Here is a 13051-nt window from a genome sequence, read left to right on the forward strand (position 1 = left end):
TCATGTTCTAATTTTTATAATTATTTTAATAAAAATATCATTGTAAAATAATTATATAATATAAGAATGTTTGTACATTATTTCAAATATTCTTAATATTTTAATAATTATTTCTTTTAAGATACTACTTATTAATAATATTTACTATATTTTGTAGGTCAGCTATTTCCAAGCCAACATATAAAGGCAGACATAAAATTCTTTCTGATATTGATTCAGATATCGGCATCTTACTACCCTTAAGATAATGTATAGTATTTAGGGAAGGGTAAAAATAACGCCTAGGTACGATATTATGTTCAAATAATTTTTTCTGTACTTTAAGTAATATATCTTCAGAATTAAATATAACCGGATAATAGCTATAATTCCATTTAGTACTTTCCCTTATTTTAAAGACTTTAAACTCACTAAAATCTAGCGATTTATTGTAAAAATCAACGATTTTTTTTCTCTCAGCATTAATAAAATCAATATAATTTAAAACAGACAAGCCCATGGCTGCTTGTAACTCAGAAATTTTAGCATTTATACCAACTCCGCATAAATCATAATTCCCCGTATAACCAAAATTATGACTAAATACTAATTTTTCCATTAATTCGGAATCCTTGCAAAATATTGCTCCTCCTTCTCCGGTATGAAAAAGTTTAGTTGCATGAAAACTGCAAGTACTTATATCTCCGAATTCAAAAACTGATTTGTTATCATATTCAACACCAAAACAATGGGCTGCATCGTATATAACTTTCAGTTGATATTTTTTAGCTATTTTTTCTATAACTTTTACATTACATGGATTTCCAAAAACATGGGTAGCTAATATAGCCGTAGTTTTTTCTGTAATAGCTTTTTCAATCTTATTCTCATCTATAGTAAGATGATCAGGATCAATATCTACAAATACTGGGGTACAATTTTCCCAAACAATTGTTGAAGTGGTAGCTATGAAACTAAAAGGTGTAGTAATAACTTCTCCTCCTTTGGCCATAATCTTTAATGCCATTTGCAATGGAATAGTTCCATTATTGGTAATTAATATATTACTAATATTAAGATACTCCTTAAGTTTCTTTTCTAGTTTTAAAACTAATTCACCCCTATTTGTAAGCCATTGGTTTCTCCAAATTATTTCCAAATACTCATTATATTCGGTTAACGGAGGTAAAAAAACCTTAGTTACATTAATTCTTTTTTCCAAAATCAAAAAACGCCTTTATTTAATTAATTAATAGTTTAAAAAATCAAAACTAAAATAAAAATCAAAAGTATAACAAAATTCATTATTTTCATAAAGAATATTAATAATTTTATAAGCTTTAAAAATTTATTTAAATATTTTTCTCATTGTAACATTTCTAAAACTTTATAAACGCTAATATTCAAGTTAAATAAATCCACTATTTAATTTTATTTACCTTTGCAAAAAATATGATATGTCAAATATTATAGCGCTAGTAGGAAGACCTAATGTAGGAAAATCAACTCTTTTTAATCGTTTATTACAAAAGAGAGAAGCAATAGTAGATAGTATAGCCGGTGTAACTCGTGATAGACATTACGGAAAAAGCGATTGGAATGGAGTGGATTTTACTGTTATCGATACCGGTGGATATGTGGTTGGATCAGAAGATATTTTCGAAGAGGAGATAAGAAAACAGGTAGAGCTTGCCGTAGATGAAGCTTCTGCAATTATTTTTTTAGTTGATGTAACTGAGGGAATTACAGACATGGATAAAGAAGTTTCCAATTTATTAAGAAAAACAGATAAACCTGTATTTCTCGTAGTTAATAAAGTGGATAATGCTATGTTAGAAACCGATGCTATGGAATTTTATTCCTTAGGAGTAGAAAAGTATTATACAATATCGGGGATGACCGGTAGCGGAACAGGAGATCTGCTTGATGATATAGTAGCTACATTTACAGAAGTAAATTATGTCGATCCTTTTGAAGGATTACCAAGAATAACAATTGCAGGAAGACCTAATGTAGGAAAATCAACATTTACTAATGCCTTATTGGAAAACGAGCGCAATATTGTTACCGATATAGCTGGAACCACCAGAGATAGCATTGAAACTTTATACGAAAAATTCGGATATAAATTTGTATTAGTAGATACCGCCGGAATGCGAAAAAAAACTAAAGTAAATGAAAATCTGGAATTTTATTCTGTTATGCGTTCTATCCGATCCATAGAAGATTCTGATGTAGTAATTTTAATGATAGATGCTACCTTAGGTTGGGAAAAACAAGATATGAATATATTGTTTTTAGCGCAAAAATATAGGAAAGGAATTGTAATTGTAGTTAATAAATGGGACTTAGTTGAAAAAGAAACTAATACCTTACGACAATTTGAAATTTACATAAAGGATAAAATTGCACCTTTCACTGATGTACCTATTATATTTACCTCTGCTATGACAAAACAACGTGTTTATAAAACAGTAGAAACAGCTATGAAAGTCTATGAAAATCGCGCACGAAGAATCAAGACTAGCAAATTAAATGAAATTATGCTTCCTATTATCGAGTCTACCCCTCCTCCAAGTATAAAAGGTAAATATATAAAAATTAAATATTGTACACAGCTTCCAACAAAAACCCCGCAATTTGCATTTTTTGCTAATCTTCCTCAATATATTAAAGAACCTTATAAACGATTTATTGAAAACAAACTACGCCAGAACTTTGAGTTAACAGGCGTACCTATAGAAATATATTTCAGACAAAAATAAATTTTGTGACAAAATAAAAAAGCTTCTCAATTATAGAGAAGCTTTTTTTATTTAAAATTTTCACCCATTAAAAAGGATATTCAAACAATTCACTTTCACGATAATACGGATTCCCTTTTGCTTCAAGATTTAGTTTACTTATAGAATACATTACTACAAGTATAAATAATCCCAACATAAAAATAAAGGATCCTATTTCTAATAATCCAATACCCCAAAATGCCCCAACAGTACCGGGCATGATAATATTAAACATATCCAAATAATGACCCAATAAAACTACACAAGCCATAATTGGAACAATAACATAATTTCTCTTCACTTTACTACTAACCAATATTAAAAACGGTAAAACTAAATTAGGAATTAACATGGTAAAATAGGTTGGCTCATATAATTTATATCTTCCAAAAAAATATACGGTTTCCTCCGGAATATTAGCATACCAATACAACATATATTGAGCAAACCATAAATAAGACCAAAGGAGACTAAGTCCAAACAAAAATTTAGCCAGGTCATGCATATGATTATCATTAAAAGCAGGTAAAAATCCTTTCTTTTTTAGATATATGGAAATAAGTAGCATAACTCCTATAGAAGAAACCAAGCAACTGATTAAAACATACCACATATATAAAGTGGAATACCAATGAGGGTCTATCGACATTAACCAATCCCATGCCCAACAAGCAGATGCTAAAGCGAAGAAAACTATGGATCCCACACTCCAGTTATATACCTTTTTGTAATCAGCTACATCTTTACTTTCATCTAATTTTCTAGTTAATGATTTAATTTTCCATAAAAAGAATATACATCCCGCTACATATAGTAAAGTTCGTATTAAAAAGAAGGGCCTATTTAAAAAAGGTTCTTTAGATTTTATCAATAAATCAAAATGTGACGATTTTGGATCTGTCAAGGCAGGATCCATCCAATGATAAAGATGATTCAGACCGCCATGCTCCCCTCCATAGGTTGAAAGGAAAATAAATATAACCATTAACAATCCTCCAACAGGTAAAAACGAAGCGATACCTTCCATCACCCGAATTACAACGATAGACCAACCTGCATTTCCAGCATGTTGAACGGCTGCAAAAAACAATGCAGTCGCAGAAATTCCAAAAAATAACATTAAAGAAACAAAAAAAGCTGACCAGGGTCTATTATGAATTTGATTTTCCGCATGTTCAATATGTTCTTTAGAATGTGCAACATCATTTTTATAAACGGAATTCATAGGTTGAGCACCAGCTAATTCTTCATTTTTTTGCAATATTTCTTTCACTGCATGTTCATCTATACGTGAATTCTGATAATACCCTATACCAAAGGCTATCAATCCTACTATGATTAATACTATGGATGTTAATTTAAGACTGGATGAAAATGTATATCTCATAGTTGTATTATTGTTCTGTTGTTTGTAATTGTTCTGTTGAAGCTGCTATTGCAGTAGGTTTAAACTCATTTATAACATATTCTGCTACCCGCCATATATCGCCAGGTAATAGTTGTCCTGCATAAGATCCCATAGCATTCCTTCCATGTTTAATAACATAATGTACAGACCCAACTGTTATATCTCTGTCTTTATAGTTGGGAACTCCCGAATATGCACCGGATTGAACGATATCTCCTTGACCATCACCTCCTGTACCATGACAAGCCGAACAAGTTTTCACATACAAATCTTTACCTCTTGCTAGATCTTTATCTCTATTTTTAGGATCTAGAGGGGAAACAGTTATTTTTTTAGAAGCATCATATCCTTCAGGCGTATTAGGTAAATCCATTGGTAAAATACCTTCCGGATTTTGAGAAATAGTTCCAGGTACCGGAGCTAACGCGGTTGCTCCTTCATGATTTGAAAATAAGGGAACAGTTGTTCCTTGTTCTCCATAAGCTATTACTGCCTCCTGATAAGGATCGTAAGCTACCGGATAGTACATATCAGGGAAATAAACCAAACTGGGTTTTTTCTTACTACAGGAAAGTATTAATAAACTTCCTGTGATAGCAAAAAGAATATATTTAGTTATTTTTTTCATCTTCAATTTTTTTTACACTTATTTCCTCAACTCCAGTAGCTATTAATATTTCTTTTACTTGCTCGTAATCATGATTTGAAATTTCAACTAAAAATTTATCATCAGTAGTCCTTGGGTCCGGATTTTGAGGTTTTTGTCCTGGATAATGCCTATTTAAAATAAGATAAGTTATAGACATAAGGTGAGCAGCAAAAAAAACAGTTAACTCAAACATGATTGGTATAAAAGCAGGGACATTTTCTCCCCAACTAAAACTGGGTTTACCGCCTATATTTTGTTGCCAATCATAATTCATAGTATACCAGGTTAGTAAACAAGCTACTGTCAGTCCTAAAGCTCCATAGAAAAAGGCAAATTCAGACATTCTGGATTCCTTCAACCCCATAGCCTTATCTAATCCGTGTACAGGAAATGGTGTATATACTTCATTGATTTTTATCCCTTTATCACGAAGTTGCTTAACCCCATCTATAAGGAGATCATCATCTCCATATAAACCGTAAATAATTGTCTTAGTGGTGCTCATTTTCTAAATGATGTTTTTTATACCCTTCACTGGATGTTTTTATAATTGTCTTCAATTCTGCCTGTGCAATTACTGGAAAAGTCCTGGCATATAATAGATATAATACTCCGAAGAAACCTATAGTTCCTATAAATATTCCTACGTCAACATAAGAAGGTTGGAACATTGTCCAAGCACTTGGTAAATAGTCTCTTGACAAATTAATAACTATAATGTCAAACCTTTCAAACCACATGCCTATATTGATTACAATAGAAACAATAAATGTCCATAAGAAGTTTCTTCTTAATTTTTTAATCCAAAGAGAAGCTGGAATTAATACATTACAAAGAATTAATAACCAGAACGCCCACCAATAAGGACCCGTGGCTGCACCTATTGAAAAATAGGTAAAATCTTCATATCTACTACCAGAATACCATCCTATAAAGAATTCCGTAATATATGCAACGGTTACCATTCCTCCGGTTACAACAATCACAATATTCATGTATTCGATATGCTTTTGTGTAATATAATCTTCTAAATGACATACCTTTCTTACGACACTTAATAAGGTTTGTACCATGGCAAATCCCGAAAATATCGCTCCAGCTACGAAATATGGAGGATATACTGTTGAATGCCAACCTTTAATTACAGATGTGGCAAAATCAAATGACACAATAGTATGTACAGAAAACACCAATGGAGTGGCAAGACCGGCCAAAACTAAAGACACTTCTTCAAACCTTTGCCAATGTTTAGCTTTACCTCCCCATCCGAAACTCAAAATAGTATATATCTTTTTTGTTACAGGCTTAACAGCTCTATCTCTTATCATGGCAAAATCAGGGATTAACCCTATATACCAGAACACTACAGATACAGAAAAATAAGTACTAATGGCAAATACGTCCCATAGTAAAGGTGAATTGAAATTCGGCCATAATGTTCCAAACTGATTGGTAATAGGAAATACAAAATATGCTAACCATATACGTCCCATATGTATACATGGAAACATGGCCGCCTGAACTACAGCGAAAATTGTCATAGCCTCTGCAGAACGATTGATTGAAAGTCTCCATTTTTGACGAAATAGTAATAAAACTGCTGAAATTAAAGTTCCGGCATGCCCTATTCCAACCCACCATACAAAGTTAGTTATATCCCATCCCCAATTAATCGTTCTGTTTAGTCCCCATACTCCTATTCCGGTTCCTATTGTATAGGCAATGCAACCTACTCCATATATAAAGGCAACTAAAGCAATATAAAAAGCAAACCACCAAAGTTTGCCTGCTTTGGTTTCAATAGGACGCGCAATATCTTCTGTAATGTCATGATAGGATTTATCTCCTAAAATTAACGGTTCGCGAATAGGTGCTTCGTAATGTCCTGACATAGTAACTTTCTTAAATTTTTTATGATTCTTTTCTATTCCTTATTTTGTATTGGTAAAATACATTAGGTTTTGTTCCTACTTCTTCCAACAATACATATTTCCTTTTATCTTTAGCTAGTTTTGCAATTTCTGATGAAGAATCATTAATGTCTCCAAATTTAATTGCCCCACTAGAGCAAGCCAGTGAACAAGCCACCTGAAACTCTCCGTCTTCTACTTTTCTTCCTTGCTTTTTCGCTTCTAGAATTGTAGCTTGGGTCATTTGTATACATAGGGAGCATTTTTCCATAACTCCTCTTGAACGAACAACGACATCTGGATTTAATACCATCCTTCCTAAATCGTTATTCATATTATAATCAAACTTGTCATTAAGTGCATAATTGAACCAATTGAAACGGCGTACTTTATACGGACAGTTATTTGCACAATAACGAGTTCCTACGCATCGGTTGTATGCCATATGATTTTGCCCTTGTTTACCGTGTGAAGTTGCCGCTACCGGACAAACAGTTTCACAAGGAGCATGGTTACAATGTTGACACATTACAGGTTGAAAAATTACATCCGGATTGGTAGGATTGGGTTCGATCAACTCTTTATACATAGGAACTTGATCTAAATCTTCCAAGATTTCTTCTTTTTGCTCAATTCGTTTTTTTGAAGAATAATATCTGTCGATACGTAACCAATACATATCTCTTGACATCCGTATCTCTTCTTTACCAACTACGGGTACATTATTTTCTGCTTGACAAGCAATAATACAAGCGCCACATCCGGTACACGCATTTAAATCAACTGAAAGATTAAAATGTGGACCGTCTGTACTATCATAATCTCTCCATAGATCAACCTTATTCATGGGCATCTCTCCCACATAGGAATCCATCTTTAATGGCTCATTCCATTCTTTGGAATCTACATTTAAGAAAGTATCCAGAGAAATCTCTCTTGCTATTTCATATCTACCCATCAATGTTCCTTGCATTTGCATAGAAGCAAATTCATGAATACCTTTAACAGGGTTTATAGTTACATTATATTGTACAAAATTTGATTTCAAATATATCGGAAATGCATTGATCCCTGTCTGACCTACTTTTCCTGACTTTGATTGTCCATAGCCTAAAGCTAAACCAATAGAGCCTTTAGCTTGTCCGGGCTGAATAAATACAGGGACATTTTTTATTACTTTTCCATTAACGACCAAATCTACCAACGAACCATCCAATTGCATTCTTCCATTGATTTCATTTTTTACTCCCAATTGGTTAGCATCTTCCAAGGAAATTGTAATATAATTATCCCATGCTAATCGCGAAATTGGATCCGGTAACTCTTGCAACCAGGGATTATTTGCCTGAGCGCCATCCCCTATTGCTGTTTTTAAATATAGATTTAACTCAAGTTTTCCTGTCTTAATCCCGGATATACTCGAAAGCGCTTGCTCAACATTTCCACCAATTACATCCAATAAAACAGTTTCAGAAGTTTCATTGTAGCCATTATATAATGCTTGATTAAAGCTATACCCCAATTTAGATCCTAATTGGCCTTGCCAATATTGTTTTAAAAAATTATAGTATGCATTGGTTTGTTTTGGCGTTGCTGTCGTAGTTGTATAAGTTGAATTAAATGGAGTAGTTTCCTCTTGACCTGTAACTTTTGCTTTTGTAGCCAAAGAATCAGTTGATTGAGGTGTACCTGCATCAAAAGGCTCTGCTGTAACAGCGTTTCTTGGAATTCCTGCATTTTTCCAAACCAACAAGGAATCTTGGAATTGTCGAGTATCAAAAATTCTTTGAATGGTTGGTTGGGATAGTAAATAAATTCCTGTTGCCGGATTTATATCCCCCCAGGATTCTAACCAATGAGGTACCGGTGCAAGGGCTTTAAACAGGGACGCTGTCTCATTTTCATATTCTGTAAGAGAAACCGTACAATCTACTTTAGCTAATAGATTTTTTAATTTTTCACTATCTGAATATGAATATATCGGATTAGTATTGTAGTTAAGCAATACCCCTACTTGACCATTTGATAGCCAAGAAAGTAATTCCGAAAAGCGTGAATCATTAGATTCTTTAGTTAATAACACTTTATCTTTTCTAACTGCTAATGAGTTAAGTTTTTGATTTATTAAATAGGAAAGAACATAAGCAGATTTATCGCCTTCGGCAAATACTACTGCTTTTGAACCTTTCGCTAGTAATTTTTTAGCTATCTTTTGAGCAGTAGGATCTGTAGAAGTACCCTCTAATGCTCTATAAACTTCTCCTAATAATTTTTGAACTTCTGAAGGCTTTAATGGCAATCTTTCATCAGAACTAGCTCCTGATAAACTTAAATTTGATTCAATTTGTATATGCTTCAGCATATTTTCACCTGGGATTTTTGCTTTTGCATAATCTGCCTCAAAATGCCCTCCGTTCCAATCATTTAGAAAATCTGCAGAAAAGGAAACCAATAATTCTACTTTGGTTAAATCGTATAGAGGTAAAGCTCTTACACCATAAACCTCTTCTGCTGCATCTAATGCCGGAGAATACGAAATTGCATCGTAAATAATATGTTCCGTTCCTGGATATACTGCTGTAAAATCTTCAATTATTTTTTTTGTTGAAGGTGATGGTAAAGATGGAGTTAAAATAACTATTTTTTTACCTGAAGCTTTGGCTGATTGTAAACCTTTATTCACATAATCATCCAAAATTTCCCATTCAACTTCGGAAGAATTTAATTTTGGTAATTTTGCTCTGTTATTATCGTATAACGAAAGTACAGAAGCTTGACTTCTAGCACTGCTTCCTCCAAATAAAGAAGCATTTTTATTACTTTCTATTTTTATAGGTCTTCCTTCTCTTGTTTTAACTAAAACGCTAGCAATGTCAAAACCATTATATAGAGTGGAAGCATAGTAGCTCGGTACTCCCGGGATTATTCCTTCGGGCTTAACAACATAAGGAACCGATTTTATAATTGGAGCTTCACAAGCTGCCAAAGTTACTGCGGCCGTTCCAAAACCTAAGAATTTTAAAAAATCTCTTCTTGATGTTTTTGTAGAAAACATTGCAGTTTCATCTCCTAAAAATTCATCTACGGGGATCTCCTCTGCAAATTCATTTGCTGCTAGTTTTTCTGATAGTGAAGGATCTTGTAATTCTTCTAAACTCCTAAATTTTATTTTATCTTTTGAAGCCATAATGATCTTCCGATGATTTTAATTAATTAATAATGACATTTACCACATTCTAACCCTCCTATTGCATCTACCGTTATTTTGGATTTATCTTCTCCGTATTCTTTCTTAAGCTTTTCATGAAGCTTATTGAAGTAAGCTGCATTATAACCATTATTCATATCAACTTCTGTGGTACGATGACATTCTACGCACCATCCCATTGTAAAATCATTTGCCATTCTTACTACATTCATTGTATCTATGGCACCGTGACAAGCTTTACATACAACATCTATTTGATGGTTTGGATTTTTCTTATTGTAATCGGCAATTATTGTTTTTTCTCCTGCCACTACGTGTTGAGAATGATTAAAATAGACAAAATCAGGCATATTATGTATTCTTTCCCATTTAACCGGTTTTTGATTTCCTGTATATTTTTGATTTTCCTCATCCCAACCTACATGTTCATAAATTTTCTTTATTTCGGCAGTGTAAAATTCTTTGGATTTGCCAGGTTCAATATATTTTCCGGTATATTCACTAATATTTCTATGACAATTCATACATACGCTCAGAGATGGAATTTCAGATACTTTCCCATATTTAGCTCCGGAATGACATAATTGGCAATTTATCTTATTCTCTCCTGCATGAATTTTATGTGAAAAATAAATCGGTTGTTCCGGCTCATATCCTTTATCTACTCCAATTCCCATAAGCCATGCCCAAACACCGTATAAAGACAGAGCTAAAAATAGTGTAATTAAACAGTATAAGGCTCCTTTGTATTTTATATAAAATTGGGAGAAGGTTCTGATTCTTGTAGCCTCAAGCTCGGATAATTCAGAACTTGAAGTTTTTAATTTAACTAATTGGTTTATTTTTAGTAAGGTAAAAATAAGTATCACTCCAAGACAAGCGAAGGATACGAGAATATAATTTATATCATTAGAGTTATTTTTTTGAACAACAACAGGGGCAGCTTCTTCTTTGGGTTCGGGAGGGTTTTCCACATAGGCTAAAATATCATCTATATTTTGCTCGGACAATCTACCTTCAAAGACATCCATAGCTACTTTATCATATTCTTCATAGGTTTTATTAGCTCGCTTATCTCCGCTTTTTCTAAGTGCCTCATTGTTCATAATCCATTTACGAATCCATTCCACATCAACCCCTTCCTCACTTAATGAGCTAACTATTCCTTTAAGAGCAGGTCCTGTAAGTTTACGATCTAAAGCATGACAAGCGGTACAATTGTCTTTGAATAATTTCTCTCCATTCTTTACATCTCCATTTACTTTCTGCGCTATAACAGAAATACTTGTAAAGAGAGTCAGCATACAAACTGCTATAATTTTATTCATAATAATTTATTTCAATTGAATGAAACTTATTTATAATATAATTGTCCCAATAAAAGCGACTTATGCAAAAATAAAAATATGCAACATATTGCCAAATCTTTTTTTTAACATATCTTTCACTTTTTATTAATTTGTAATTATTCTAAATAACACCTTCCTTTATCTTCTTGTTAAACAAGCTATTAAATTGTAACTTACCCTTATAAGCATTAAAAAATATTTAAAAGAACATTTTTTGATTATTTTATTTATCTATTTTATCTTACCACAAAACGATCGTATTTATATTATTGATAGACAAAATATTACACTGTAAAGAGCCTTTATAAGCATTAAAAAAATATTTAAAAGGACATTTTTTGATTATTTTATTTACTCATTTTTTCTTGCTAAAAAACGTGTTAATTTAATTCCCATATCTAAAAAAATAATCTTAGCACTTCCATTTCTTTCAATATGAAAAAATGCGCTATTTATCTCTTTTAAAATATCTTCTATATTGCTACCATGCACAAAGCTACTAAAGCTATTCCACTTAAAATTTTCATAGGTTAACGGATTATTTACTAAACTGGGACTGTTATAGTTTTGAAGCAAGGCTTGTCTAAATGTTTCTGCACAAAATTGTAAAAAATTCTTTTGTTTTTCTCTTCCCCATGTTGAAATCTCTAATGACCAATCTACAATTTCTTTTAAAAATTCTGGTTTTTTAGGAGCCATAACTGCTGCTCGGTTCCATCGAATAAAATATTTTTCGAACTCTTCTTGTAAAGTGCTATTTTTAATTAATTTACAAGCAATATTCCAATCTCCCTCTGCTCTTTTTGCTATTGTTTCAGACATTTCTTGCTCTATAAAAAATTTTAATCGTAAATTTACTTCTATATCTTTATTATCAATTGGATTTACCGTTATTCGTTGACATCTTGACAATATCGTAGGTAAAATTTTTTTATCATCTTCAGCAAGTAAGATAAATAAAGTTTTAGCAGGTGGCTCTTCTAAAATTTTAAGTAATTTATTGGCTGATTCAACTCGCATAGTTTCCACCATCCAAATAATTTGTACTTTATAGCCACCTTCAAAGCTTTTCAAATTTAATCTATCAATTATATTCTCAATTTCTTTTACAGAAATTATACCCTGTTTTTTGTCTTCATTGAGATATTCATACCATTGATTAATATCTCTGTAGGAATCTTCAAGCAAAAATTCTCTATATCGCTTTATGTAATCGGAACTTATTGCTTCTTTCTTTTCAACGGAATTATTAATTGTCGGAAAAGACAAATGTAAATCCGGGTGTTGTAATTGATGGGTTTGTAGTAAACATTTTTCAGATTTTTTGCATATAACTTCAGAAGCATAGGCTAAAGCCAAGGGTAAAACACCAAAACCCGATTTTCCTATAAAAAGTTGTGCATGGCTGATCCTATCTTCTTGTATTGAATTTTGTAATTGTTTTTTTAAATTATCCTGACCAATTATTTCATCCCATTTCATAAAAACAAAGATAAATCAACTTTTCTAAAATATTTCGTTTAATCTACTCATTTACTATTTATATAAAATATATTATTTAAATTAATAGGACTTTTATATATTATTTTTTCATTTTTATTAAATTGATTAACTCGTAATTATTTTAATACTTATCAAAATTTTTTAGCTTAAAGAATTTTGATAAAAAGATTAGTTATAACTTAACTTTAAATACTATCTATGAATCACGTTGTCAGTTTTTATTTACGAAAATTGTTTATAAATTATTCATATTCATCAA

Annotated in this window: 9 protein-coding genes; 1 reads left to right on the plus strand and 8 read right to left on the minus strand. The window is 31.9% G+C overall.

Annotated elements, in window-relative coordinates:
* Nucleotides 1–124: 124 nt before the first annotated feature.
* A complete protein-coding gene (locus Q0T35_RS01545; protein WP_293918961.1) occupies nt 125–1207 on the minus strand; it encodes a DegT/DnrJ/EryC1/StrS aminotransferase family protein in 1083 nt (360 codons plus the stop codon).
* A 229-nt stretch (nt 1208–1436) separates the two neighbouring features.
* On the opposite strand from Q0T35_RS01545, the gene der reads away from it, so the two are divergent.
* Nucleotides 1437–2744 (plus strand): ribosome biogenesis GTPase Der, encoded by a 1308-nt coding sequence (der, locus tag Q0T35_RS01550; protein ID WP_293918962.1) that lies wholly within the window; start codon nt 1437–1439, stop codon nt 2742–2744.
* A 67-nt stretch (nt 2745–2811) separates the two neighbouring features.
* On the opposite strand, the gene Q0T35_RS01555 is transcribed toward der, so the two are convergent.
* The 7 genes from Q0T35_RS01555 to Q0T35_RS01585 form a co-directional block, all read right to left on the minus strand.
* On the minus strand, nt 2812–4152 hold the full coding sequence (locus tag Q0T35_RS01555) for a quinol:cytochrome C oxidoreductase (RefSeq protein WP_293918963.1): 1341 nt from the start codon (nt 4150–4152) through the stop codon (nt 2812–2814).
* 7 nt (nt 4153–4159) lie between these two features.
* Nucleotides 4160–4801: a cytochrome c gene (locus Q0T35_RS01560; RefSeq protein ID WP_295840623.1), complete on the minus strand. Its 642-nt coding sequence runs from the start codon at nt 4799–4801 to the stop codon at nt 4160–4162.
* On the minus strand, nt 4785–5327 hold the full coding sequence (locus Q0T35_RS01565) for a DUF3341 domain-containing protein (protein ID WP_293918965.1): 543 nt from the start codon (nt 5325–5327) through the stop codon (nt 4785–4787). Before Q0T35_RS01565 ends, Q0T35_RS01560 begins: the two co-directional genes overlap by 17 nt.
* A complete protein-coding gene (gene nrfD, locus Q0T35_RS01570) occupies nt 5314–6714 on the minus strand; it encodes an NrfD/PsrC family molybdoenzyme membrane anchor subunit (RefSeq protein ID WP_295840625.1) in 1401 nt (466 codons plus the stop codon). Before nrfD ends, Q0T35_RS01565 begins: the two co-directional genes overlap by 14 nt.
* Before the next feature lie 19 nt (nt 6715–6733).
* Nucleotides 6734–9919: a TAT-variant-translocated molybdopterin oxidoreductase gene (locus Q0T35_RS01575; RefSeq protein ID WP_295840628.1), complete on the minus strand. Its 3186-nt coding sequence runs from the start codon at nt 9917–9919 to the stop codon at nt 6734–6736.
* Between the two features lie 26 nt (nt 9920–9945).
* On the minus strand, nt 9946–11268 hold the full coding sequence (locus Q0T35_RS01580; protein ID WP_293918351.1) for a c-type cytochrome: 1323 nt from the start codon (nt 11266–11268) through the stop codon (nt 9946–9948).
* 372 nt (nt 11269–11640) lie between these two features.
* A complete protein-coding gene (locus Q0T35_RS01585; RefSeq protein WP_295840630.1) occupies nt 11641–12771 on the minus strand; it encodes a DNA polymerase III subunit delta' in 1131 nt (376 codons plus the stop codon).
* Nucleotides 12772–13051: the final 280 nt, after the last annotated feature.

The organism is uncultured Apibacter sp., from assembly GCF_946479295.1.
Classification (GTDB): Bacteria; Bacteroidota; Bacteroidia; order Flavobacteriales; family Weeksellaceae; genus Apibacter.